The 24042-nt window shown below is 59.2% G+C and carries 17 protein-coding genes and 10 pseudogenes; 8 read left to right on the top strand and 19 right to left on the bottom strand.

Annotation, left to right across the window (positions count from 1 at the left end; all coding sequences use genetic code 11):
- The 5 genes from AS156_RS33415 to AS156_RS33395 form a co-directional block, all read right to left on the bottom strand.
- Nucleotides 1-313: AMP-binding protein (locus AS156_RS33415; protein WP_144440954.1), on the bottom strand; the 313-nt coding region annotated here is incomplete at its 3' end.
- A 16-nt stretch (nucleotides 314-329) separates the two neighbouring features.
- Nucleotides 330-1181: an amino acid ABC transporter ATP-binding protein gene (locus tag AS156_RS33410; RefSeq protein ID WP_082747480.1), complete on the bottom strand. Its 852-nt coding sequence runs from the start codon at nucleotides 1179-1181 to the stop codon at nucleotides 330-332.
- On the bottom strand, nucleotides 1174-1821 hold the full coding sequence (locus AS156_RS33405) for an amino acid ABC transporter permease (protein WP_066504111.1): 648 nt from the start codon (nucleotides 1819-1821) through the stop codon (nucleotides 1174-1176). The genes AS156_RS33410 and AS156_RS33405 overlap by 8 nt, the downstream gene beginning before the upstream one ends.
- Nucleotides 1818-2495: an amino acid ABC transporter permease gene (locus tag AS156_RS33400; protein WP_283807918.1), complete on the bottom strand. Its 678-nt coding sequence runs from the start codon at nucleotides 2493-2495 to the stop codon at nucleotides 1818-1820. Before AS156_RS33400 ends, AS156_RS33405 begins: the two co-directional genes overlap by 4 nt.
- A gap of 40 nt (nucleotides 2496-2535) precedes the next feature.
- Complete coding sequence (locus AS156_RS33395) at nucleotides 2536-3399, bottom strand: transporter substrate-binding domain-containing protein (protein WP_066513629.1); 864 nt, start codon at nucleotides 3397-3399, stop codon at nucleotides 2536-2538.
- 743 nt (nucleotides 3400-4142) lie between these two features.
- Between AS156_RS33395 and AS156_RS33390 the strand changes: the two are divergent.
- Both AS156_RS33390 and AS156_RS33385 read left to right on the top strand, forming a co-directional pair.
- Nucleotides 4143-5490, top strand: a pseudogene (locus AS156_RS33390) (IS5 family transposase).
- A gap of 205 nt (nucleotides 5491-5695) precedes the next feature.
- Nucleotides 5696-5881: pseudogene (locus AS156_RS33385) on the top strand (hypothetical protein); the annotation flags it as partial.
- Nucleotides 5882-6184: 303 nt separating this feature from the next.
- Here the strand turns inward: AS156_RS33385 and AS156_RS33380 are convergent.
- The 4 genes from AS156_RS33380 to AS156_RS33365 all read right to left on the bottom strand — a co-directional run bounded on the left by AS156_RS33380 (nucleotide 6185) and on the right by AS156_RS33365 (nucleotide 11581).
- Nucleotides 6185-8107: a flavin-containing monooxygenase gene (locus AS156_RS33380; protein WP_066513628.1), complete on the bottom strand. Its 1923-nt coding sequence runs from the start codon at nucleotides 8105-8107 to the stop codon at nucleotides 6185-6187.
- Nucleotides 8108-8155: 48 nt separating this feature from the next.
- Nucleotides 8156-8416 (bottom strand): SDR family oxidoreductase, encoded by a 261-nt coding sequence (locus tag AS156_RS33375; RefSeq protein WP_082747889.1) that lies wholly within the window; start codon nucleotides 8414-8416, stop codon nucleotides 8156-8158.
- Between the two features lie 744 nt (nucleotides 8417-9160).
- Complete coding sequence (locus AS156_RS33370; RefSeq protein ID WP_082747888.1) at nucleotides 9161-10075, bottom strand: 3-hydroxyacyl-CoA dehydrogenase; 915 nt, start codon at nucleotides 10073-10075, stop codon at nucleotides 9161-9163.
- Between the two features lie 189 nt (nucleotides 10076-10264).
- Nucleotides 10265-11581 carry an aspartate aminotransferase family protein gene (locus AS156_RS33365; protein ID WP_066513625.1) on the bottom strand — a complete coding sequence of 439 codons (1317 nt, stop codon included), beginning with the start codon at nucleotides 11579-11581 and terminating at the stop codon, nucleotides 10265-10267.
- 1256 nt (nucleotides 11582-12837) lie between these two features.
- Between AS156_RS33365 and AS156_RS33360 the strand changes: the two genes are divergently transcribed.
- Nucleotides 12838-13491, top strand: a complete 654-nt coding sequence (locus tag AS156_RS33360; protein ID WP_082747887.1) for a Crp/Fnr family transcriptional regulator — start codon at nucleotides 12838-12840, stop codon at nucleotides 13489-13491.
- Between the two features lie 303 nt (nucleotides 13492-13794).
- Here AS156_RS33360 and AS156_RS45840 read toward each other — a convergent pair whose 3' ends face one another.
- Nucleotides 13795-13917, bottom strand: coding sequence for a hypothetical protein (locus AS156_RS45840; protein WP_347336659.1), 123 nt, complete (start codon nucleotides 13915-13917; stop codon nucleotides 13795-13797).
- A 1266-nt stretch (nucleotides 13918-15183) separates the two neighbouring features.
- On the opposite strand from AS156_RS45840, the pseudogene AS156_RS33350 reads away from it, so the two are divergent.
- Nucleotides 15184-16869 (top strand): annotated as a pseudogene (locus AS156_RS33350) (MFS transporter); the annotation flags it as partial.
- A gap of 1521 nt (nucleotides 16870-18390) precedes the next feature.
- On the opposite strand, the gene AS156_RS33345 reads toward AS156_RS33350, so the two are convergent.
- The gene (locus tag AS156_RS33345; protein WP_066513630.1) at nucleotides 18391-18630 is read right to left on the bottom strand and encodes a hypothetical protein; all 240 of its coding nucleotides are present in this window, start codon (nucleotides 18628-18630) and stop codon (nucleotides 18391-18393) included.
- Nucleotides 18627-18770: pseudogene (locus AS156_RS41510) on the bottom strand (transposase domain-containing protein); the annotation flags it as partial. The pseudogene AS156_RS41510 and the gene AS156_RS33345, both read right to left, overlap by 4 nt.
- Before the next feature lie 757 nt (nucleotides 18771-19527).
- On the opposite strand from AS156_RS41510, the gene AS156_RS45265 reads away from it, so the two are divergent.
- Nucleotides 19528-20037 (top strand): tyrosine-type recombinase/integrase, encoded by a 510-nt coding sequence (locus AS156_RS45265; protein WP_245313187.1) that lies wholly within the window; start codon nucleotides 19528-19530, stop codon nucleotides 20035-20037.
- Entirely contained in the window at nucleotides 20034-20723 is a 690-nt protein-coding gene (locus tag AS156_RS33335) for a site-specific integrase (RefSeq protein ID WP_245313186.1), read from the top strand. The genes AS156_RS45265 and AS156_RS33335 overlap by 4 nt, the downstream gene beginning before the upstream one ends.
- 100 nt (nucleotides 20724-20823) lie before the next feature.
- Here AS156_RS33335 and AS156_RS33330 read toward each other — a convergent pair whose 3' ends face one another.
- The 7 genes and pseudogenes from AS156_RS33330 to AS156_RS42545 form a co-directional block, all read right to left on the bottom strand.
- On the bottom strand, nucleotides 20824-21588 hold the full coding sequence (locus tag AS156_RS33330; RefSeq protein WP_430641829.1) for a reverse transcriptase domain-containing protein: 765 nt from the start codon (nucleotides 21586-21588) through the stop codon (nucleotides 20824-20826).
- Between the two features lie 551 nt (nucleotides 21589-22139).
- A pseudogene (locus AS156_RS33325) lies at nucleotides 22140-22403 on the bottom strand (IS66 family transposase); the annotation flags it as partial.
- A 42-nt stretch (nucleotides 22404-22445) separates the two neighbouring features.
- Nucleotides 22446-22631: pseudogene (locus AS156_RS41505) on the bottom strand (transposase domain-containing protein); the annotation flags it as partial.
- A gap of 55 nt (nucleotides 22632-22686) precedes the next feature.
- A pseudogene (locus AS156_RS46190) lies at nucleotides 22687-22866 on the bottom strand (transposase); the annotation flags it as partial.
- A gap of 37 nt (nucleotides 22867-22903) precedes the next feature.
- A pseudogene (locus AS156_RS46185) lies at nucleotides 22904-23158 on the bottom strand (IS66 family transposase); the annotation flags it as partial.
- Nucleotides 23159-23203: 45 nt separating this feature from the next.
- Nucleotides 23204-23323, bottom strand: coding sequence for a hypothetical protein (locus AS156_RS41495; protein WP_245313188.1), 120 nt, complete (start codon nucleotides 23321-23323; stop codon nucleotides 23204-23206).
- A 56-nt stretch (nucleotides 23324-23379) separates the two neighbouring features.
- A pseudogene (locus tag AS156_RS42545) lies at nucleotides 23380-23565 on the bottom strand (transposase domain-containing protein); the annotation flags it as partial.
- A gap of 190 nt (nucleotides 23566-23755) precedes the next feature.
- Here AS156_RS42545 and AS156_RS33310 point away from each other — a divergent pair.
- Nucleotides 23756-23974, top strand: a pseudogene (locus tag AS156_RS33310) (transposase); the annotation flags it as partial.
- A gap of 13 nt (nucleotides 23975-23987) precedes the next feature.
- Nucleotides 23988-24042 (top strand): hypothetical protein (locus AS156_RS46180; protein ID WP_430641830.1); only part of this gene is annotated, 55 nt, incomplete at its 3' end.

Raw genomic sequence — 24042 nt, 5'->3', positions numbered from 1 at the left:
CAATAAGCAGGCGCGGCTTGGCGCTATTAAGCTGGAGTTCTAGCCCGGCGGCTTTCAGGTGGATGCTGAACGGGACCGAGATCGCCCCGATCCACGCGATAGCAAGAAAGAGCTCCATGTGCTCAATCGAAGGCGACAGCATGAGACCGACACGATCGCCAGACTTCACTCCAGCTTCCGTCAGGGCGCCGGCCATCTCCTGGACACCGTTACGTAGTTGTTCGAAGGTCGTTCGTTGTCCTTGGAACGAACAGAACACACGCTGGCCGCCGTCTTCGGCGCGGGCTTGGAGGAGGTCAGAGAGAATCTGCATCGGTATGGTTGGCCTTTCAATGGTTCAAGACTGACTGCAGGAATGCACGCGTACGGTCGCATTCGGGATAGCTAAAAATTTTGTCGGGCGAACCTTGTTCAATGATACGGCCAGCGTCGAACACGGCAATACGGTCAGAAACCTCGCGCGCAAATCGCATCTCGTGTGTGACGATCAGCAGGGTCACCTTCGTCTCGTGCGCCACGCCTCGCACGACGTCGAGCACCTCTCCGGCAAGCTCCGGGTCTAGAGCCGAGGTGATTTCGTCAAGAAGGAGTATCTCAGGTTTCAAGATAAGCGCCCGCGCGATAGCGATGCGTTGCTGTTGGCCTCCGGATAGCTGGGCGGGATATGCATGAACTTTACCTTCCAGACCTACCATTCGAAGGTATTCGAGCGCGGTGTTCTCAGCCTGCTCCTTTGACTGCCTCAGCACGGTCGTGGGCGCCAGAACCAAGTTCTGCAGCACGGTTAGATGGGGAAAAAGATTGAATTGCTGAAACACCATGCCGCACCGACGACGGATTCGGGCCTCCTGCGAGGTAGACAGCGGTTTGCCGGCAGAATCGAAGAGGATACTTTCGCCGAAGATCCGGATGTCACCCCCGGTGGGCTTTTCGAGCGTCATCGCCAGGCGCAACACAGTCGTCTTTCCCGAACCGCTGGGGCCGATCAGCGTAACCTTTTCGCCAGGCTGCACTTGCAGGTCGAGATCGACCAGCACACGATGAGCGCCGAAGAATTTCGAGATCCTTTCGAATTCGATAGCCCACTTGGCATGTTTCGATTTGGGAGCGACTCCATGCGCTTCCGTCGCTGCCTCGGGAACGAAAGGTCGCGAGTGGCTAAATTCGGCTGCACTAAGCATGCTTGTCCTTGTATCGGGAGAGGAGATAGAGGAACGGCAAATTCATCGCCATATAAATGATGCCGGCAAGCGTGAAGGGCTCAAGAAAACGGAAGCTTTCGTTACCAGCCACCTGAGCCTCGCCCATCAGCACGGGCACTCCGATCGCAAAAAGCATCGCTGTTTCCCGGAATAAGCCGAGCACGTAGTTGAGCAAGGCGGGGACAGCCCGTTTGATCATGAGCGGAACGAGGACGCGTTGCCACGTGACATACTGGCTCAAGTTGAGTGCCACGCATGCATCGCGCAGTTCGGTTGGAATCGTGATCAGACTGCCTCGGTAAACTTCCGAGCAATACGCGGCGTAGACAACACCTAATACGCCGATGCCGATTGGTATCGCGGGAATTGTAATTCCCAGTTGGGGGAGCACATAGAACGTGAAATACAGCAGTATCAGAATCGGTACGCCTCGGGCGAGTTCGAGCCAAAAACGCACAAATGTCCGCCCTAGCCTAGTACTCGCAATTTCCAGGATCGCAAGGAGCAGCCCTCCGATCAGCGCAATTGCCGAACTCGCGAGCGTTACCAGGATGGTGTACCAAACGCCCACCATAAGGTTCGGCACGATCTCCACGGCGTAGCTCCAATCCCAAGTCATTGGGCGGCTCCTGCAGGTGCATACGCGCTCGGCGCCCTAGCGGCTCGCAATGCGCGGTTCAACGGCAACACCTGCTCAAGCTCGCGGAAGACGAGGCCACAAAGAACGGTCAGGATCCAATAAAGGACCGCAAGAAGGCAAAAGACGATGGTCGTCTCGAAGGTTTGGGCGCGGACGTTGTTCGCGACATAAAGTATGTCCTGCACGCCGATGAAGCTCACAATCGAGGTCCACTTGATCATGCCCCTCGCTAGGCTCCCGAAAGCGGGCACTATCTGCGAGAGCGCTTGTGGTAGCACCACCTTCGTGAAACTCTGGAATCTGCTCAGTCCAAGCGCGTGGCACGCATCGGCTTGTCCACGATTCACTGCCTCAATGCCAGCACGAACGATCTCGGCGCCGTATACGGCTCCATCGAGCGCCAGCACAAGAATCGCCGCCGCGAGAGGGCTGAGCTGCGGCATGCCCGGCAGCAGGGGCAATGCATAAAACACCCAGAACAGGAGAACCAACGCGGAGGGGCCGCGAATGCACTCGATGAAAACCATCGAAAGCACTCGTATCACCCCGGTCCTGGAGACCCGCAGTACGCCTAGCATGATCGCGCCCAACGCCGCACCAAGGATGATGCACGAGCTCACCCAAACTGTAACCCATAGGCCCTGAATAAGCACGGGCCAGTACTCAAGCACGGCTTCCACAGCACTGCACTCCTTACTCGCAGCCCGGCACCATGTCGCCAGCCTTGGTAAATTTCGCGACAAGCCCGGCCACCACGCCCCCGTTGGGGATTTTGTACTTGTCGTAAAGCTTTTCTATCGCACCACTTCCGATCAATAAGTTGAGCTGCTTGTTGAATGCATCACGGAATCGCACGTCTTCTTTGCGAAACGTCACGCCATACCCATTTATTGGTGACTGCTGGTCAATCACCACCTCAAGGCCTTTCTGCTCCGGAGCGGGGATAGCGCTTTGACTGACTGCGAATGCGTCGGCCCGCCCGCCGGTGACTGTTGCGGCACCAGCCTGAATGTCAGTGACCAGCACCAGTTGCTCAGGCTTGACTCCAACTTTGACTGCATATGCGCCTTGGGAGGCCCCTGTAATCACGGCCAACTTAATGCGGGGGCTGCGTACAACGGCGGAGTAGCCCGTAAGATGCTTTGGATTTCCTGGAAGCAGATATAGAGCATCCTGATATGCGCTTGTAGGGACCGAATACAGCACTGCCTTGCAGCGGGATTCGGTTATCGTAAGGCCAGGAACTACCAAGTCGACTTGGTGCGCCTGGAGCGCGGGAATCATGGCATCCCACGCTATGAGCACACCCCTAACTTTAATTGATGACAGACCCATTCCTTCGAGGGCGAGCTTGACCACGTCGATCGCATATCCCTCCGCCTCCCCGGTCGGCGACACGAAAGAATAAGGCGGAGCCGATCCCATTGCCACTTTAATTTCGCCAGCCTTTCGGATCGAGGCGAGAAGACTACCCTCCGATTGCGGCGTTGCCGCAAATGAGTGACCTACTGGTGCGAACAGCAGCACAACCACCCAGCACTTTAGGTTCATACTCATGCCGCGTCCCCCTTCATCACCTGTAGTTGATTAAAAGGATGATGCGTGAGCCTTGTCCGATGACGCCAATACCAATTTCGGAGCGATCAATATCATATTGGAATTGATGTGTCGCGGCATCGCGCCAGGGAGAGAACGTTATCTATAACAGGCGACAATGACGCTTGAATTGCTTGGTAGTGGCGAGCGGGTCCGGCTGAGTTTGTTGGGATCGATTGCTCGATCGTGTAGTTGTTGAGTTCGATGCGGCAGCCATCGACGAAGCGCGTCAGCCCCTGCCAGCGCGAACGACGTAGCAGATGGGCTCGGCGATGTTGATCTTCTTGCTGATCAAAGCGAACTTGGCGCCCAGCCCGGGCTTCAAGGGCTCTGCCAAGGCAGGCTTTTCTGCTGTCGCACTACAGTGGTCTTAGCTGCAGAGGCCACGAATCCGTTTCTCATATAGCGGTGATGTGAGCGGCTCGCTTGCGATGGCAGCATTGGGTGCGCATGTGGCGTAACTTGGACGAACTCGCAGCTCGACTTCGCCGCGATCGGTAAGCTCTGGATAAGCGCGGTACCACCGACCTGGTCGCCCGTGAACAAGCGTCTAAGCGATTGAGCGGGAGTCTGTTTTTCGGCTGCGGAGGCATTTGAGATTGCAGGGATTTGGGTCTTGAGGCCCGCAAACCCTGCAATTTCCTTTTCGGGATTCCCTCGGGAGAGGAAGCATGATTCCTTGTCCGCATCGGGGGGCTGAGACGATGCGGCCGAAGAAGCACAAGGCGACGGGATCGAACGATCTGTTCCGGGCTCGGCTGGACCAGATCATCAACATGAAGCACGAGCTGGTTCTGCTGGCCGGCGAGATCGACTGTGACTGGATCGACGGCGAGATCGCTCCGCTTTACAGCGAGAACGGCCGGCCGGGGATCGAGACCCGCTTCATGATCGGGCTGCTGCTGCTCAAGCACATTTACGGGCTATCCGATGAAGGGGTGTGCGAGCGCTGGGTCCACGACCCTTATTTCCAGTTCTTCACCGGCGAAGAGTTCTTCCAGCACGCCTTCCCGCACGAGCGTTCGGATCTGAGCCATTGGCGCAAGCGGCTCGGCGACAAGCTGGAGCGGTTGTTGGCCGAGAGCCTGCGGGTGGCGCACGAGCGCCGGCGCATTGCGCAGCCAGGACCTCAAGCGCGTCACGGTCGACACCACGGTGCAGCCGAAGGCCATCAGCTTTCCGACCGATGCCAAGCTGTTGCATGCGGCCATCAAGGGGCTCAACCGCCTGGCGAGAAGGCACGGCGTCAGGCTGCGGCAGTCCTATTCTCGGGTGGCCAAGGCCGCCGCGATGATGGCAGGACGCTATGCCCATGCCAAACAGTTCAATCGGCATCAGCGGCAGTTGCGTATCCTGCGCAGCCGGCTCGGCCGGATCATCCGCGACATCCGCCGCAAGATCGAGCGCCAGCCGGCACTCGAGGAGGTGTTCGCACTTCCCCTCGGGCGCGCCAGCCAGATCCGCTCGCAACAGCAGCGGCAGCGCGGCTGGAAGCTCTATTCCTTCCATGCCCCGGAGGTGGAGTGCATCGGCAAGGGCAAGGCCGCCGCGCCTTACGAGTTCGGCGTCAAGGCCTCCATCGTCACCAACAACCGCCGGGCTCCCGGCGGCCTGTTCGTGCTGCACGCGAGCGCAATGCCCGATAATCCCTACGATGGTCACACCCTGCGGGACGTCATTGACGGCACCGAGGCACTCACCGGCTGTCCGATCGAGCGGGCCTATGTCGACAAGGGGTACCGCGGCCATGATGCGCAAAATCCGCGGCGCGTGTTCATCTCCGGCCAGAAGCGCGGCGTCTTCGGCGTCATCAAGCGCGAACTGCGCCGCCGCTCCGCAATCGAGCCCATCATCGGACACACGAAGACCGAAGGTCACCTCGGCCGCTGCCACCTCAAGGGCCGTGCCGGCGACGCCGCCAACGTCATCCTCTCAGCTGTCGGCCACAACTTTCGCCGCATCCTCGCCTGGCTCAGAGAACTCCTGGCCCTGTTCCTGCGATTGCTATGGCCAACGCTCGCCTGGCCAGCCCAGCTCAATCCGGCTTCTTAACGGACGACGACCTGAAGGATTTCCCTTGAAGCCGGCAATAGTCGTGCGGCTTTGCATTCCGCTGCTTAGACGTTGGCGCTTCCGGACGGGTCGAGCCCGCCGTAATGCCCGTTAGCCCAGAGCTGGCCGGTTTGGGTGAATCCTCGCCTCGGATCAGGCACTGGCCACTATGGTCTCGTCTCGAGCAACTTGGAGTTCGCGCGAAGTGGCGCGGTGGTTTTCTGTTGCGCGATCTGAAGATGCGCGGTGTGGCGCCAGTGTTTTGCACGGCTGCGCCTTCACGAGGGAGGCGGTCCGTCGAGCGATACAAAATAGACAAGAGAGCCTGAGAGCCCTCGCCAAGCGCCCCGGAATCAACCAGAAGACTGTCATCACGAAGTGGAAGCAGCGCGAGGCCGGGCACCGTTTGCTCGCGATGTTCGGGAAGACGTTATCAGTCCCCCTCGAAGTGCCGGCGGTCGTGCATTGCGATACCGCGCCCCGGTGAGTGTCGTCGGCCCTTAGGACCAAGATTACCCGCAACGTTAGGTTCAAGAAGGAGAATCGCGGCGCAGCTTCGTATCTTCGACCGTTCAGGTTATGGGCGCGATCCGCCGTCAATTCCTCGGCACGGGGCAGGCGCTCCAGTACCAGTCAACGAAATGACTGCGGCAGTTATGGCAATCTGTCAAGTTAACGAGCGAGGAAATTCAGGTCAGGAGTCCTGTCGCGCCTTGGTCTTTCGATATTGGGTGAAGTCCGGATCGTGCGTCATTTTCCAATAGTCGACGAACCGCCACGGCATCGCCGAGAATACCCGGCCGCTGCCGTTGCGGTAGTAGGTCGTCATGCCCGGATGAGTCCAGATCAGTTGCTCATGCTCGGCATCGACGTTGCGGATGTATTCGTCGTGTGCGTCGGGATGCACGTCGATCGCAGCGATGTCGTTCTCGATCATCTCGACGAGGCAGGCGGAGATGTAGCGGCTTTGGCACTCCGACTGGAAGATCACGCTGCCGCCATGCGCGGGCCCTGAATTGGGGCCGAGCATCAGAAACAAATTGGGGAAGGCAGGCACCGTGAGACCGAGATAGGCGGTCGGATTGTCGTCGCGCCACGCCTGCTTGAGGTTCTTGCCGTCGCGCCCGGTGATGTTGAGACGCGCCGCCATCTCGGAGACCTTGAAGCCGGTCGAGATCACGATGATGTCGTGCTGCCGCGATGTGCCGTCGGCGGTGACGATTCCTTCGGCAGCAAAGTGGTCGATCTTGTCGGTGACCAGCTCGACATTCGGCCTGGTCAGCGTCTTGAACCAATTGTTGTCGAGCAGGATGCGCTTGCCGTAGGGCGGATAGGTCGGCACGCATTTCTCAATCAGGTCGGGGCGATCCCTCAGTTCGGAGAGGATGAAGTCGGTCAATTCCTGGCGATGCCGGTCATTGCCCTTGTTGACGGCGCGGTCCGGATGCGGCCAGGCCGGGTCCTTGCGCAGGAACGGCAGCAAGCCATCGCCGTAACGCCAGAACATATTGAAGCGATACCACTGCACATAGAACGGCAGATGCGCCAGCAGCCACTGCGCGCCTTCGGTGATCGGATCGGAATAGCCCTTCACCGGCCGCGCCCACTGCGCGGTGCGCTGGTAGACGGTGACCGAGGCGACGCGATCGGCGATCGACGGCACCAGCTGCATCGCGGTTGCGCCGGTGCCGATCACGGCGACATGCTTGCCATCGAGCTTGATCTCGTCGGACCACAGCGCCGAATGAACCTTCAAACCCCTGAAGTCCTCGTCTCCCTCAAAGCGGGCCGGCAGGGGATCATTGAGCTGGCCGATCGCGCTGACCAGCGCGGTGGACTCGAAGGTCTCTTCGCCGCGCGCGGTCTTTAGCGTCGAGATCCAGCGCCGCTTGCCTTCGTCCCAGCGCGAAGCGACGAGCTCGGTCGAGAGTCGAAGGTGCTTGCGGATGTCGTATTCTCGCACGACCTTGAGCAGGTAATCGAGCAGCTCCTGGCGCTGCGCGAAATAGCGGGTCCACGGATTGCGGGCGCCGAACGAGAAGGAATAGGAGTGGTTCGGCGTATCGACGCCGCAGCCGGGATAGCGGTTGACGTACCAGGTGCCGCCGATCTCGTCCTGCTTCTCGACAATCGTATAGGGGATGCCGAGCCGGCCGAGCGCAACGCCCAGCGCGATCGCGCAGACCCCGGCGCCGACGATCAGCACATGCTGCTGCGCCAGCTTCTCGCCAGCAGGGCGCTCGTGCCAGCGCGAGTCGCGCGGAACGAATCCCATCTCCTCCCGCATCAGCGGCGCATATTCCGGTGCGACGTTCTCGCCGAGCGTCGCGCGCATCATCCGCAGCATCAGCTCATCGCCGGGATCGGTGATGACGGGCTTGGTCGTGCCGTTGGCAAACAGGTTCAGGACCGCCGCGCGGATCTCGTCCTGGATCTGCTTCGGCACGCCGGCGTCCGGATCGGGGATCAGACGGACGTCGCGCTTCGGCCTGTACGGCGGCTCGAGCCACTTCTGGTCGCCGGTCATGTGCACCAGCACCATCAGCAGCACGCGGATGTCACCCTCGGCGATGGCGGAGGGCAGATCGAGGTGTTTGCGCGAGAGTTCGATGTTCATGTGGTGTCCTCAGCTGGCCGGTGCCTCCGGCAGACCGCCATAGGCGGCTCAGGTGGTGCCTGCGATGTAGCCGGCATCAACCGGCAGGTTCATCGCCATCGGCAGCGCCGGCAGGTCCTTGTCGAGCGCTCCCGACACAATGCCGGCTTCGAGTGCCGCGGTGCGGGTGACGCCGGGCGACACCGCGTTGACGCGAACGCCGGCGCGGCCCCATTCGGCTGCGAGCGTCTGCGTGATCTGGATGACGCCGGCCTTCGCCGCCGTGTAGGCATGGGTGGGTCCCAAGGTAATGCAGGCAAGGTTGACGATTCGAGCGAAACGCTGCTGGCTATGGCTTCGCGACTACCCAAAGCGGCGCACAACATAAGCGGTGACTCCTCCACGATCCGGCATCCTCATAACGTGCTCGATACGGCAAGCTCTGAGCCCGGCGAGCACCCGAACCACGATCTTGGTGCCGTCGGGGATCTGTAGGCCGGCCGCGTTGGCGACGACCGGCTGATTGCCCCGGCGGACTCCGGATTTGCGCACCGAGGACGGGCGTCAAGCTGTTCCTCCCGGAGCGCCAGCGAGCAGTAGTGGGGCCAGCGGCCCCCGAAATCTCGCGCGTGATGCAGGCGCCGCTCCGCAGATCGGGCGGTATAGACGTCGACGGCACTGATGACGCCATCGGGCACGAGGTGGTCAACAACGAGCAAGGCGGCAGCATGCGGTTACCGACGTTGAGAGGCCCCCTGAGCTGCCTGATCCATGTATCAGATTGCTATGCACGTGGAGGGTTAATGAATGAGTTGGTTCCGCAAAAGATCTCGGCCAGCGGATATCCCAAGCGGCGATTGACGGATCGACGATGACACGGCAATTGAGACGATGCAGCGCCGGACTGGACTTCGCAGATGGTAAGTCTCGACTACTTCGCTGCGATATAACGCCGGAAAATGGCAACTCGTCGAGCTGGCCATAAGACTTCGCGGCGCAACTTTTGCATACGGATGCACCAACAATAATGGTCGCTATTGGATTCACAGCCGATATTACTGTTTTCGTGGTTTCTCAGATCTCGGCAAAGGCGATCCCAGTTAGATAGCCTTGACCGGAAAGGACGTTGCGCTGGTTAGTTCCGTCAAGATTGGCGGAATAAACCGAGCCGCCCAAGTCGGTGATGAACATCCGGTTGGCCGGAACATCAAGCGCTATACCGATGCCTTCCATCAAATTCGTGATCAGGATTTCCGGCGCCGCCTTTGTGTCAATCGGCGCACGGTTGACACTGTTACCTCGCGGAGGATCGCCGCGGTCGGTCCAGTAGAGCAGACGGTTCGTAAGATCGAGCGCGAGGTCGACCGGTTCTGGCAGGTTGTCGAAAACTACTTCGATATCGGAGCGGCTCGCCGCGCTCCTCCCCTCCGGAATATCGACGTTGGCACGACAGATACGGCCCAATCCACCTTTCGGCGGCCCTTTTTGCGTCCAGTAGATTTTTCGAAGTTTCGGATCAACTGTAATGCCGACGCACCACCGAGTCCTATCACGTCTATCCTCGTCCCCGCGGCCGGTCTCGACCACAGTCTCAACCTGCGAACCGTCGAGATTCGCTCGCATCACGCGCATACCCTCGCGATCGCTCCAATAAAGTTTGCCGCTCTCTTTATCCAAGTGAACCTGCTTCGGCGTTCTGGTCACACCTTGGGAGACGATCACCTTGCGGTCGCTACCGTCGAGGTTCGCACTCTCGATTGAGCCATCGTCTAGTTCATCAATGCCCATGTTGGTCCAAAAAATGCGCCCCTCGTCCGCATCCACTACGATCCCATCAGGGCGGTGACAATTGGTGAGTATGGTTCCGCGGTCAGAGCCGTCTGGGTTCATCGACTGAATGCGATCTGCACTGAATTCGAGAAGGAACAATCGACCTGTGGAGATGGCTTTAGATGAAGCTTTCATTCGTGCGGCCTGAACCAAGATCATGGTCTATTTCATTTCTGTGTGTGCTGCAGTGGTAGAAGCAACGCTGCCGACGTCCACCCAAGATAGCAGATGAGGCCATTAGACGGTTTCGCCAAGTTGGAGGAACGAGAAAGAGTCCGCCTCCCCTTAGACCGAACCAGCTACCTCTTCAACACAGCCTGTACGGACTATTCTCGGACTTGTCCCGAGCTAGGTGAGTAAGGAACGTCGACTCGAGATAAATTCTTTGACTGCGGTGACGAGGGCCTCGCAATCAGCGTCCGAATGAGGCAAGGCCAAATTCACAAAAGCGCGCATTGGCGAGACGTAAAAACCCTGCGCTAGCATGTCGAAATAAAAAAGCTCACGTAGCCTGGGATTGGCGTGCGCTGCATCTCCAGGCGAGCGGATCGTTCCCGAGCGCATATGAGCACTCATCATCGATCCGTAACCAGTGAACTGCATCGCTACTCCAGCATCCTCAATCGCTTGATTCAGTCTACGGCGCAAGGCTTCGCCCCTCGCATTGAGCTTATCTGCGGCGTCCGGCGTATACAGTCGCTTGAAGCCCGCGATACCCGCACTTAGCGTAAAGACGTTGTTGTTGAACGTGCCAGAATGCCCGAGCGCGTCGCTTCGGCGCGGATCAAGGCGATCCATGATCTCCGCCGGGCCACCGAAAGCGCCAGCCGAAAAGCCGCCGCCAATGTATTTGCCGAGACTGGTCAAGTCAGGAATGACCCCAGTCAAAGTCTGGATGCCCCCCGGCGACAGGCGGGAAGTCATTACTTCGTCAAAGATCAAGAGAATGCCGTGCTGTCGCGTTTTCTCGCGCAGCATGCTCAAGAACTCTCGCGTGGCGGGAATGCAACGTCCCCCACCCATCATTGGCTCGAGGATGACGCAGGCAAGCCGGCTCGCATTCCGATCAATTAGCGCTGCACTACCTTCCATATCATTGTAAATCCCGGTGATCATTTCAAATGGGACATTCATCGGATTTGGCTTAGTTGCAAAAGCAAGGAAACCTCCGTGATAACCCCCGTCAAAACCGAGCACAGCGGGACGATTGGTGACGGCCCGGGCAAGCTGGACGCTGAACGTAGTCGCTTCGGTTCCAGAATTGACAAACCGGACGCGCTCCATAGAAGGAAATCGGTCACTGAAAATTCGAGCTAGTTCGGCCTCAAGTGACGAGTGACCACCGAGGCTCCAGCCAAGGTCGAGTCGCCTCGTCACCGCCTCACGAATTACCGGGTTACTGTGACCATAAATGCCTGCGGTCATCTCGCAAACGAAATCACAGTACTCATGCCCGTCCGCATCCCACAGTCTTACGTCTTGGCCACGCTCGAACGCAATCGGATACGGGTCGTAGAAAATTGCGCTCCGAGTGTTTCCACCAGGCAGCACTTTCAGCGCCGTCTCGTGCACCTTTCGACTCTCTGGATTGGCACTGGCGTACCGCACCTTTGCCTCATCCAATGCATTGTTGACATCGGCATTTGAGGCTGGAGTGGAGGTCATTGTTAAAACCTTTCGTAGTTCTGTGAAGTACGGTAATATGCTCTGTCGGCATGGAGACGGGATCGAGGCTCGAGGCCAACGTTGTGAGGAATGACGTTCACCGATTAATTTGCGGCGGCCGTTCGCACAGGGACGTTCTTGATACAGCGCGACACCTCCATGACGCACCACAAAGCACTCACTAACACGCACAGCCTCACGCCTAACGTAATCGCAAAGGACCGGTAACGGGCTAGCAATTTTCGGGCTGAAAGCCACTGAAGCCGGCCAACGCGAAAGGATCGCTGCTTCGTCTTTCGGCCTGGCAAAGCCGGCCAACTAACTTGCAAATGAGGAGAGCGTTGCCTTCGCCTCATGTGCTTAGACGATCGATGCGACAAGAGGGTTCGCTCGCGCGAACGCCGGATGCAAATAGCCAGCTGCCGCGAACCGCAAGTCAAAACACTAGAAGGTACAAAACGCATTTTCATCTCCCGATTACGGCGTTGTGGACGAGCCGCTCCGGCAACGCCAATACCGATTTCGGAGGAATCAATACCAAACTGGAATGCATGCTCGGAATCGCCGGGGTATCTCACTGCGGCCCCGAGATCCTAACTTTCCCCGGATGACACTTTATAGGGACGCCAGCACCCCGAAAGGGGCCTAATAAGTATAGCACTTGGTCCGTCAAGAGCTCAGCGCAGCGGGAGCGTCCGGATCGTCCGTCATAGTTGCAGTTGCAGACGTACGCCCGTGCGTTATGGAGCTACGCTGGCTGCCAGTCAAAAGGGAGGCGGTTCAGCCAATTCCAAGTTGGTATTGACTGCTCCGAAATCGGTATTGGCGTCGCTGGGAAGGCTCCCTCACAATTCATCAATATCATTACAATTACTTCATCAATAACAGGAGGCGAACAGAGTTTTGCGACACCGTCTCTCAGTTGATCCTTGAGCTCGCATTAGCGCGTCGGACATCTGGCCGAGCGGAGGAGCGCTGCTCATGGCTTCGCTGTCCCATTGGGCGGCCCCGCGGCCGGATCGAAAGACGAATGATTGCCGAGTTTACCTGAACAACTATACACAATCGCTTAGGAGATTAACGTGTCTACGAGGACGCCTGTCGAGCATTTCCTTTCGAGCCGTGGGCGCTCCTTGAGCGACGCCGTGCCCGGTAGGCAGTCGGTGCCTTGCCGTCCCGATAGGACGGGTTCGAATGGACGCGTCCCTGTCAAGAATGCGATTCTATCGAGAATTTCTCTGCAAGATGTTGCGGCAATGAGCGAGTTCCTAGAGCCCATCGTCCTGCGAGAGCGTGTGGTTCTGCAAGAGCCGAAGAGGCAACTCGATCACGTCTATTTCGTGGAGACCGGCATCGTCTCGCTGAGGATTGTCGCGGCGGGAAGCATCCTCGAAACAGCGTTGATAGGATATCGGGGCGCTGTCGGCGCGTCACTCCTATCGGGAATACACCTTTCGACGCACCAATCTATTGTCCTCTTTTCTGGAACCGCATATAGGATACGTCTTGAGGATTTGGGCCGGGTGATGAACGAGCACCCCGAAATCCGAGAACATCTCTCCCAATACGTTCAAGCTCTGAGCTTGCATTGCGCGCAGACGGGTTTGTGTGGTGTTCGGCATAGTTGTGACAAACGACTCGCTTCTTGGCTCTGTTTGGCGAGTGATGCTCTAGATTCTGACGTGCTTCCAGTTACGCACGACTACCTTTCTTCTGCCTTGGGATTGCGCCGCGCAAGCGTAACGGAATCGCTGATCCGCTTCGAAGCACAAGGTTTGATTCGTAAGGCGCGCGGCGTCGTGCAGATAGATGAGCGCACGAGTCTTGAGCAAAAGACATGTAGTTGTTATAGGCTAATTGCAAGCACTTATGTGAGCCTCCATCATACGTTTAAATGGCCGGAGGGTTAGCAAACTTGCCAATTAGCTTGCACGCCGGCGACGACGCTATCCATAAATGTAACTTCGATGGATGAAATCTGCAGCGCGCGGTCCGGATTAATCAATCAGGTGGCGTTCGATTAGGCCGCTCTGGTCGAGAAAGTTTGAGGCAACGATGGTTGGCTGCCGTCATAGTCGTGAGGCTTGCCTTGGAAAGGTGGTATCCACCCGAGCTCTCATAAGTTGATTGCCAGCCAATCGCCGCAGAGTCGTCGCCTGGGGCGATCCGGGATGTGGTATTTGCGGGGCTTTGAGGCCTTAGCGACGGAAAAATCAAGGCAACGCGGCGGGATAAACGTTGTGGCATTGCGACAGACCTACCGGCCACAGCAGACCGCGCTCGCTCAAAGCCTGATGGAAAGTCTTGCTGGAGCCGTACCTTGAATCGGCATGCACACAGCCAAAAGTGCACCGGAGACGATACCACGGTCGATCGCCAACGGCTGGCCGAGCAGCGAAATCGACGCGCTTATGCCATAGAACCACGCCGTGTGACGGCCTCAGCTTGCCGCTTGCCCTATTGAGCGCATTCCAGGTTGATATTCTAATCGGCCCAAGGGGTCGTTTGCTTTGCTTGCAGCCAACTTGGCTTTAATCACCATACCTTTTCAGGCTGAAGACGACGCCGTCGGCAAACTGGACCGCTTGACCAAATCTGCCCGGGAGATGATGCCCTCGATGTCATCTGTCTGGTTGCCGTCAATGCCAGACCTATCGCTTCCCGACCTGTCCGATTCAGCCGGGAGACTGCTGGCACAGTTCAACTCGTTCCCTCAACAGGTTGGCGAAACTTTGCCTCTACTTGAACAGATGGGCTATGAGGTCACCCGTTCAAAGTTACTTGGGGTCTTCCTCCAAAGGAGCGATTGCGGCTGAAGTCCGGCGGCAACACCGACCCGCAGAAGGTGAGTGCTGTGGTCGCGAAGGCTCCGAGCAACAGATTTCCTGCGCGGTGAAATTCGTGAGCGCGAAGGATGTAACAAAGAAGAACCGCGCGATCTTGATGACCTATAACTCGCCTGCAAGTGACTGGAAGAGTGGCTCGTTAGAATGCGACTTGAGAAAGCTGGTAATAACTCGAAATCTTCGCCTCGCCATGTCTAACATCTCGTCGTGCTTCCATAAGAAACTAAGAACGACCGTATAAAGCACGTTGCAGATTTGGGCTTCCTCATCAAAATCTCCGATGTCCGGTCCGGACTACCCGTTTGAAGCCGCCGCGCGACCTTTCGAAATTCGCGTCCAACGCTCAGATACTGCTGAGCCGCTCCTCAGATTTCTCCTCTGAAGAGCGCTTACGTTGCAAAGGCCCTACTGCTCGTCGTTTCGGCGAGACCAGCTCGATCGTTCAACTTGTCTCGCGACCGTGAAACTCCTCAGATGGCATCTCAACATCGCGTAGTTCAGCAACGCAATAAGTCTGTACGTAGAGTACGGAATGTACGGTGTGTGTGTGATTGGTTCCGCCTGCGTCATCGACCCCGCTTGCGACGTCGTGGTTGTTATAAGCCGGATGACGGCGCCCCCGGATCATCGCCCGCATCAAAACGATAGAGTCATCGCATTTCACGACCGAGCGTGTGTTTGAACGCGATATCGCACCGGGGAACATCATTGTGATTCGCACCAGACTCGAATCGTGTTAAATCACAGCAAAGCGATATGATCGATCCAGCCATAGTCCAGACGCCTAACGCCGACCGCATCACGGCGCCGCTGCGGCACGCGACCTTCCGGCGCATTTGGCTCGCGAGCCTCCTCTCCAACCTCGGCATCTTGATTCAAGGTGTCGGTGCGGCCTGGGCGATGACGCAGATGACGTCCTCGGCCGACAAGGTCGCGTTGGTGCAAACCGCGCTGCTGTTGCCGGTGATGTTGATTTCGATGCCAGCCGGCGCAATCGCTGATATGTATGACCGACGTATCGTGGCGCTGGTTGCGCTTGGCATCGCGTTCGCCGGCGCAACAGCCCTGACGGTCGTCGCCTGGTCGGGCCTGGTCACACCTAACCTCTTGCTTGTACTTTGCTTCGTCGTTGGCGGCGGCATGGCGCTGATGGGACCGTCTTGGCAATCGTCGGTCAGCGAACAAGTGCAGTCGGAAGCGCAGCTACCTGCGGCCATCGCGTTGAACGGCATCAGCTACAATATCGCGCGTAGCGTGGGTCCGGCGATCGGCGGGATGGTGGTGGCGACCGCGGGCGCAGTGATTGCATTTGCACTCAACTCGCTCCTCTATCTGCCGTTGATCGCCGCGTTGTTCCTGTGGGAACGAATGAGCGCGCCCTCGCGGCTCCCGCGTGAGAAATTGAGCCGCGCCATGGTGTCTGGCGTGCGCTACATCAGACATTCACCATCGATCAAGATCGTGCTGGCCCGCACTCTGGTGACCGGCGTCGTCGGCGGCGCGATCACTGCGTTAATGCCGCTCGTCGCGCGCGACCTTTTGCATGGCGATGCTCAGACCTACGGCATGATGCTCGGCGCCTTTGGCCTGGGTGCCGTGATAGGCGCGCTGAATATCACCGAAGTGCGCAAGCGGATGAGCGGCGAGGCCGCGATCCGCGCCTGCGCGTTGTCCATGGGCGCTGCAATCGCAGCAGTCGCACTCAGCCGCGAACCGTTGTTGACCGCGGCAGCACTGGTCCTGGCGGGGGCCGTGTGGATGATGGCGTGGGCGGTGTTTAACATTGGCGTGCAGTTGTCGGCACCGCGCTGGGTGGCCGGACGCGCGCTTGCAGCCTATCAGGCGGCGAGCTCCGGCGGGATTGCCGTCGGCAGCTGGGGTTGGGGCCATCTGACCGACGCGGCCGGAGTTGAAGCCGCGCTGCTGGTGTCGGCCGCCCTGATGCTCGCCTCTCCACTTATGGGTCTTTGGCTGCCCATGCCCCGCGTCGTCGCGCGGGGTGAGGAGGCCGCGCTGCTCGCCGATCCTGAGGTACGGCTCGACTTGACCGGACGGAACGGGCCACTCGTCGTCGAGATCGAATACCGAGTTGCACAAGAGAATGCGCGGGTGTTTCATGGTGTCATGCAGGACGTGCAATTGTCCCGCCAGCGCAACGGCGCCTATGGCTGGTCAATCGCGCGCGACATTGCCGATCCCGAATTGTGGACCGAGCGCTACCACTTCCCTACCTGGTTTGACTACTTGCGCTGGCGCAATCGCTCGACCCAGTCGGAGCGCGAACTGGAGCAGCGGGCAATTCGCTTCCACATCGGCTCCACGCCGGTACGCGTCCGACGCATGCTAGAGAGGCCGTTCGGCTCAGTACGCCGGGGAGACGAAACGCCGGACTACGCGACCGCTGAAACGCTGCCGGAGACCCCAATCGGCAAGGGCAGTACGCAGTCGGCCGCACCGGCTGACCAGGTGTCCCAGTGTGCCCGGAGGCATCGGAAAGCTGCAAGTTGCCCGTAATAACACAAGCCCGCGTTGTTACCAGCGGGTTCGGCGCCGATCAGCGCGTCGTGCGACAGTTCGCAGATGCCGCCATCCTGGTCGAAGGGCGCGCGGAATGTTCGTGCCGCACTTCATCCGCCACAAATTCGAGGTGCTCAGCAATAGCCGCATCACCGTGCTCAAGATCGGAGCGGCTAGTGCTAAAGCCGACGGCACGCCATTTGCCCAGCTCGCCGGCAGATTTGGAGAAGCTCCAAGTGCTAAACGTACTACTGGACGTTCCAGTGGTTGGCCAACACCGTGGCCATGACGGCCAATTAACATGAGACGATATTATGCCGGACATATGCGGCCGCATGGGAATGACAATTGTTGGTACGCTCGCGCTTGTATGGTGTCGTACTACTTTCGCCCGGGACTTCGGATGGGCCTGCCTTCCGTGTGGGGGCCCCGGGTAGGCAGCAACCACTTCCAGTTTGACTGGCTGGCGCGCACCGAAGGATTAGAGGGGCTCGACCAGCCAGATGACGGATTTACGCGCGATTTGTCGCAGAGACGCTGCCCACACGAGGCCCAATCTGGGCTGCGCTACGTCTGCCGTCATGGTCCTGGAATGAGATATGATGGGATGGGCATGTAATAGTGTTGACTGATAGAAAACATTTTGTGCTACAATGATCCTTCGTTCTCAGCGAGTCGAGCGGTCTACTTCGATCATCTTTGGTTCGAGTTCTTTTCGTCAAGGATCCGGATCAGCGGTGTGTCCCCCGCCGGACCGCAAAGAGCTGCAAAGGCCTGAGCGATACATCTCACGCCCCGACGTCACCAAGCGCTGCTTTCCCTTGCGATTTACGTATGATCGGGTTCAACCGTATCTAATTGACGACCTATCCCGAAGCTTCCACGAGGGCGTGAGTAGTGGCCAGGCATGGCGAGAAAGCCGCGCGCCGCTTTCTCCGCTGAAGATCTCCGAGTTGGATAGGGTACGAACAGGAATATGCCGAGCTGATTTGCTGCGTCCGGCCCTCGCTCCCCCTGACACATCAATCTGGCCTCAGCGCATTCGTGGCACCGCTGAGGTCGTCTTCGCCCGCCTCCTCTAATAGAAAAAACAGAAGGAGAGGGTGAGCGCCGCTCTTTGCCGGTCTGGTGGCTGTTAGCCATCAACAGCGCCGGTTGAGTCGATTGAAGGTCCCGCTCGCTGCCGCAAGCCGTTCGTTCCATAACGAGCCGCAGTGACCTTGGGTTGCGCTGACGTCACGCCCTCCAACAAAACGCGCTTCGAGCTTGCCTGTTCTGGTGGGTGGTTCAACTGCCAACACCACTTTGGCCTTTCCGCCTTCTCCAATGTCATACGCCTATGTCTCCATCCGTCATCATACCGCGCAAGGCGGTCCTCGCCGGAGCGATACGCTTCATCGAGAGTTTCAAGGCTTCAATGGTATCCATTCGGCGTAGGCCACAGGATCACCGCTTCAGCAGTCCGGGGTTTTCCTTGTAGAACCTGATAAGCTCGATCAGGTTCTCGATTCCGAAGTCGGTGAACGCCTTGACGCCATCTTCTCCGACGCCATTGACCCAGATGACCCCGTCCTCGATCTCCATTTCAATCGAGATGTCGCGGAGCCAATCTTCGTCTTCACCAAGGTCCTTGGCGACCTGGGTGATGGTGGTGACGTGATGGATTTTGTTGACGTGGGTGGTCATGCCGCTCGAGCGGAGAACGTTGATGCCGGGGTCCAATTCCAGGGCAGAAGCTCGTCCAGCCGATGAGCCGGGTGGGCGGCGATGCGAGCAAGGACGTCGGCCAGCCGGGCTTGCGGGTCGACGCCGTTCATTTTGGCCGTTTATGCCGCCCGCCGAACTATGCCGAGTGGGGTCGTTTTCCCCAGATTTCTCGCTGACCGGCGTTTGGTCGGTTCGGCATAGTTCGTTCTGTGCCTCCGCTTTCAACAGCGGAGAACGGGAAGATGGAAGTTGAAGAGTACTTGGGCAGAAGCCGGCTGTACCGGCGTCTCAGAAGGGGGCCGCACTGACAGTTCGTCGAGCGCTACGCCGCTCTTCTCATCGAAGAGAGGCTCGTTCGGCACGGCACGTGGCGTTGCCTTAACGCGGTTTTCGGCTCCTGAGTTGGATCGCGAGCCGTCGCTACAAGCTGGTCGATCTCGATGAACAGGTCGTTGAGCGGTACCTCCGACATCGAGGCAGGAGGCAGTCTATCCAACCCGGTGACCGAGCTGCGCTCAAGCGATGGCTGTCGGTGCTGCGCGAGGAAGGCGTAATCACGCCGTTGGTGCTACCGCCTCTCACCCCGCACGAACGGATCTTCAAGGAGTTCGATGCCTACCTGCGATCAGAGCGCGGCTTGGCCCCGAGGTCCATCGTCCGCCATCTCCCAGTCATCCGCAGGTTCCTGCAACAGGCAAGGCGATGTGCTGGTCGTTGCGTGCCTTTCTCCGTTACCTCCACCATCGGGGGCTGAACTCGCGCCCGTTGGCGGATTGCGTTCCATCGATGCGCCGATGGAAGCTCGCAACTCTACCGACCTATCTGCCTGCCGCTCAGGTGCAGAAGGCTCTCGACGGTTGCGACCGAGAGACGGTGATGGGACGGCGCGACTACGCCATTCTGTTGTTGCTGGCCAAGCTCGGCCTGCGGGCCGACGAGGTTGCGACGCTCACCCTCGACGATATCGACTGGCGCGCCAGCGAGATACTCGTCCGCGCCAAGGGCCGACAGCGTGCACGAATGCCGATAACGCCAGACATTGGCGCGGCTATCGTTGCATATCTGCGCAATGGCCGCCCAAAGTCGTCGTGCCGACGGCTGTTCGTCCGCACACTCGCGCCACACGTCGGCTTTGCTTCCGGATGCGCGATCACCATGATCGCCAAGGCCGCTCTCGATCGCGTTGGAATCGAAGGTTGTGCCCACCGCGGCGCCCATATCTTCCGACACAGTCTCGCTACCGAGCTTCTCCGATCTGGCGCGACCTTGTCGGAGATCGGACAGTTGCTGCGGCACGAGAACCACGACACCACCCGGATTTACGCGAAGGTCGACATCGATGCGCTGAGAACATTGAGCCTGCCCTGGCCGGGAGGCGTGCAATGACCGATCTGCGCTCCGCACTCGATAAGTACCTGAGCATGCGCAAGGGGTTGGGATACAAGTACGAGCACCAGACCCGTCGGCTCGCCGACTTCATCGCCTTCATGGAGAAGCGCAAAGCCAGGATCATCACGACGAAGCTGGCAATGGAATGGGCAACGCTGCCGCCCGATCGTCATGCATCCTGGGCGCTGCGATTGAGCGACGTGCGCGGGTTCGCGCGCCATGTCGCCAACTTCGATCCGAGAACGGAGGTGTCGCCCGTCGGCATGCTGCCCGGATGGAAGCGCGCCAAGCCCTATGTCTACAGCGACGCGGAGATCGATGCGTTGCTGGCGGCAGCGCTGGCTCTGCCGCCAGCGGACGGGCTGCGCCGATGGACCTACCATACCTTGTTCGGGCTGATCGCGGTAACAGGCATGCGTATATCCGAGGCGATGGGCCTGGAGCGTGATGACGTCGACCTCGACGCCGGCGTGCTGACGGTCCGGCTGACCAAGTTCGGCAAGTCGCGGCTCGTGCCATTGCATCCGACGACGAGACCCGCCGAATGTTTGGCGCCCGATATCCCTGGCGATGGATGGATTGGAGCATTGACCCTATCCAGTCCTCGAAGCTCTCCTTCTCCCTTGTTCACGCTGCTTCCTTTGATTGCATGCTGGCGGTATGAACCCCGGGAGCACCTCTGACCGCTCGCGTTGTCGCGGCCTGCGGTTCCGCCTTCCCATTTGAGAGACAGGGTCGGCTACTCCGATCACGTTCGATTTCGGGGCTATTTTCCCGTTCACTTCATTCCGGCCTACAGCCGAGCCTGGAGCGCTTCGCGAACGCTTTGCGCCTCCATCTCATTCCGACAATGTACCAACCCGTCATCCGCATACCGACACCACCTGAGATCGGGGAACGTCCGCGCCATCCAGAGATCAAATGCATAGTGCATGAAGAGGTTGGCGAGGATCGGCTCACCACGCCCCCTTGCGGGGTGCCGCGGCTTCGCTCGATTATCGTTCCATCCTCTTGCACCATCGGCGCTGTCACACATCGTTCGATGTAGAGCAGCGCCCATGAGCACGTCACATGTTTCCGGATGGCCCGTAGCAAGAGCTCGTGGTCGATATTGTCGAACAATCCTTTGATGTCGAACTCTAGAACCCAATCATACTTCCAGCACCGCTGTCGCGTGACGCCTACGGCATCGAGAGCCGATTTGCCGCGTCTGTAGCCATAGGAATCCGCCAGAAAGATTGCGTCGAGAGCCGGCTCAATCAGTTGTTTGACAACCGTCTGTGCCACGCGGTCTGCCACGGTGGGCACCCCGAGGATCCTTTGGCCTCCACTCTTCTTTGGAATGGAGACGGCCCGAACAGGTGGCGGGAAGTAAGCGCCTGAGCTCATTCGATTCCAAATCTTGTAGAGATTTCCCTTCAAGTCGGACTCGAACTGCTCAATCGTCACTCCGTCGACACCGGCTGCGCCACCATTGGATCGCACCTGCAGATATGCTTCGTATACCTCTCTCTTGTCGATGTTGAACGGCTTGCTCGGCTGGTTCATCGACGTCCTCCTGTTGCCAGTTGCGACGATGGCCAGGCCACCTGATCCGATCCCTTCGCTCCGGCCCCATTACGAGCCTTCATCGCTAATACGGATCGGTCCGTCCCAGTGCTCCGCGTCGGTAATCTCGCCTCGCGGCCTTCTCCGCTTGTGCTTCTCCCTTTCCATCGGAGCGACTGGTTCCTGCAGTTCCGCAGCAGCGCCTGCATCCGATTCACGCCCCCTCAACGCCGGTCGCCGCTCGCCCGGTCATCAGGCTTCCGGCGGGCTCATCCCAGAGGGACGACACACCTCTGGTTTTGAAGACGATTTCCACGTTACGACGGTTCATCGGTGGGTTCATTTTCATTCGTCTCTCGGACGCGTATCCGTTCGGGTCTCCCCCGACCGTTAGCTTCAACGCTCACGACCGCGCCTCTTAAGCGAAGCCGCTTGAAGTGATTTGAGACCTACTCCTGAAAGTCGATCCCGAGGGGCCTACCCTCATCGCTGCCACAGCTTGTGCACACAGATTTTCAGATCATTTCGATCATCCTTTCTGTGTGCTTCTGCAGCACACTATCGTCAGCATGAAGGCGCTCGGCTGCCATGACATGGGCTTCCACCAGGCGCAGCAGGGGATCCAGCGACGCACAGACCGCCCCCACGGCATCGGCCATGGTCGACAGCGCGATCGGCACCCCTTCCAGGGCGTAGCGCTCGGCCTGGCGGTTCAAGGGCTGATGCTGGCCGAACTTCTCGAACATGATCATGGCCAGGAGGCTCGGGCCGGCCCATCCCCGGGCGATGGCATGGAATGGCGCCGGCGGCTGGCTGCGCGCGGGCACGGCGAGCTCTATGATAGCGTTGCGTGAAGGTCAGGCGACCTGCTGATCCGCTGGCTCTTCGGCTTGGCGCAAGAGCTTCCATTCCCAGGGCAGCAATTCGTGCAGACGCGATGTGGGAAGATCGGCGATGCGGGCGAGGACATCGGCGAGCCAAGCCTTGGGATCGACGTCGTTGAGGCGACAGGTCGTGATCATCGTCAGCATGATCCCGCGGCGGCACAGACGGCCCAATCTCGACCGGCACTAACGGCGCTACGCTTGTTTCACCCTGCTTGCAAAGCTCTTTGCGCCACCTGAACAGCTGGCTCACATGAAGGCCGGCCATGCGAGCCACCTCGGAAACGGTGGCTCCGGGCTCGAGCGATGCTGCAACCAGCCGTTCCTTCTCACCCTGCGACCACCGACGCCGCCGCTCGACCGATATGATCACCTCTGCCCGCGAAATCGTCATAGTGCTTCTCCTAGGATTACCCCTAGGACCTGCAGCGCTCGCATCGGTCAAACAAGGCGGCCCTCAATGGAGGGATACACCGCTCCGAGCGCGTGCCGTAAAGCGTCCGCCGCAGCTTCTCGATCTCGAGCTTGAGGTGGGCAATCAGCGCTTCGGTGCTCGATTGCTTCGCCTGGACATTGGCCGCTTCAGCAAGCTTGGCCTCCGCCGCAAGCCTGGCCGCGCGCTTGGCCAGGATCATTGCATGCGCGGCGGCAAGATCAGGCGGCAGTCGATCGGCGGTGGAGTCCATAACTAGATGGAATCATATTCGCCGCTAAGTTCAAACGACAAACTCTCAGCCCACGCTGGTCGGACGCCAGGACTCTTGGGGATTGCGCCAGTCGATGCCGGACAACAGATAGCTCATCTGTGCCTGCGAGATCGACACCACGCCGTCCGCCAGCGACGGCCATATAAAACGACCTCTCTCGAGCTTCTTCGTAAACAGGCAGGCCCCCTGGCCATCGTGGTCGTCGTCTTGGCCACGGCTCGTTCCGCCGCAAGCTCGTCCTCGCTGGCGTCGGCTTCCAGCTCTTCGAACGTCAGCGCCAACTGCTCGATCAGCCGCGCCGAACGTTCCGACCGTTGCCCATAGATCTGATGCTTCAGCTTGGCGATCTGCAACTGCTGCTGGGCGATCAGCGCTTCGTCTTCACTCTCCATGTAGTACCCGCCCCGCGGTCTATGTCCCGGTCGTGTCCCCAGTGATGGTGTAGCTCGGTAGAGCAAAGCCGCCCGTACGCGCGCCCCCAAATAGCGCCGTAGCGGACGGGCGGCTTTGCGTGGTCACCGGCGATTCGCCGGTAGGATCGGGTTGCGACACGCCAACGCAACCGAGGAACCACCGATGACCGACGATATGATGAACCTGCGCACGCTCGTGGAGAAGACCCCCGATGCCGATCTGTTGCGCGAGATGATCGGCTTTGCCGCCCAAAGGCTGATGGAGCTGGAAGTCGAAGGCCAGACCGGAGCGGCTTACGGCGAGAAGACTCCCGAGCGTCTGGCGCAGCGCAACGGTTACCGCGACCGGATCTGGGAGACCCGCGCCCGAAGCCGAGACCTTCTGGACAGCGTTCCTGCGCAAGCTCGCCCGCCGCGGCCTGCGTGGCGTCAAGCTGGTCGTCTCCGACG

This window comes from Bradyrhizobium macuxiense (genome assembly GCF_001542415.1).
Lineage (GTDB): Bacteria > Pseudomonadota > Alphaproteobacteria > Rhizobiales > Xanthobacteraceae > Bradyrhizobium > Bradyrhizobium macuxiense.
The sequence above is the reverse complement of the archived record's forward strand: the minus strand, read 5'-3'. Positions and strand labels throughout refer to the sequence as shown.

Bases quoted from the DNA above. Each gene is read 5' to 3' on its own strand.
- AS156_RS33360 (WP_082747887.1), top strand. From the start codon at position 12,838: ATGAGCGAGTTCCTAGAGCCCATCGTCCTGCGAGAGCGTGTGGTTCTG.
- AS156_RS33405 (WP_066504111.1), bottom strand. From the start codon at position 1,821: ATGACTTGGGATTGGAGCTACGCCGTGGAGATCGTGCCGAACCTTATG.
- AS156_RS33370 (WP_082747888.1), bottom strand. From the start codon at position 10,075: ATGATCTTGGTTCAGGCCGCACGAATGAAAGCTTCATCTAAAGCCATC.
- AS156_RS33395 (WP_066513629.1), bottom strand. From the start codon at position 3,399: ATGAGTATGAACCTAAAGTGCTGGGTGGTTGTGCTGCTGTTCGCACCA.
- AS156_RS45265 (WP_245313187.1), top strand. From the start codon at position 19,528: ATGGGACGGCGCGACTACGCCATTCTGTTGTTGCTGGCCAAGCTCGGC.
- AS156_RS33330 (WP_430641829.1), bottom strand. From the start codon at position 21,588: ATGAACCAGCCGAGCAAGCCGTTCAACATCGACAAGAGAGAGGTATAC.
- AS156_RS33380 (WP_066513628.1), bottom strand. From the start codon at position 8,107: ATGAACATCGAACTCTCGCGCAAACACCTCGATCTGCCCTCCGCCATC.
- AS156_RS33410 (WP_082747480.1), bottom strand. From the start codon at position 1,181: ATGCTTAGTGCAGCCGAATTTAGCCACTCGCGACCTTTCGTTCCCGAG.
- AS156_RS33345 (WP_066513630.1), bottom strand. From the start codon at position 18,630: ATGACCACCCACGTCAACAAAATCCATCACGTCACCACCATCACCCAG.
- AS156_RS33365 (WP_066513625.1), bottom strand. From the start codon at position 11,581: ATGACCTCCACTCCAGCCTCAAATGCCGATGTCAACAATGCATTGGAT.
- AS156_RS33335 (WP_245313186.1), top strand. From the start codon at position 20,034: ATGACCGATCTGCGCTCCGCACTCGATAAGTACCTGAGCATGCGCAAG.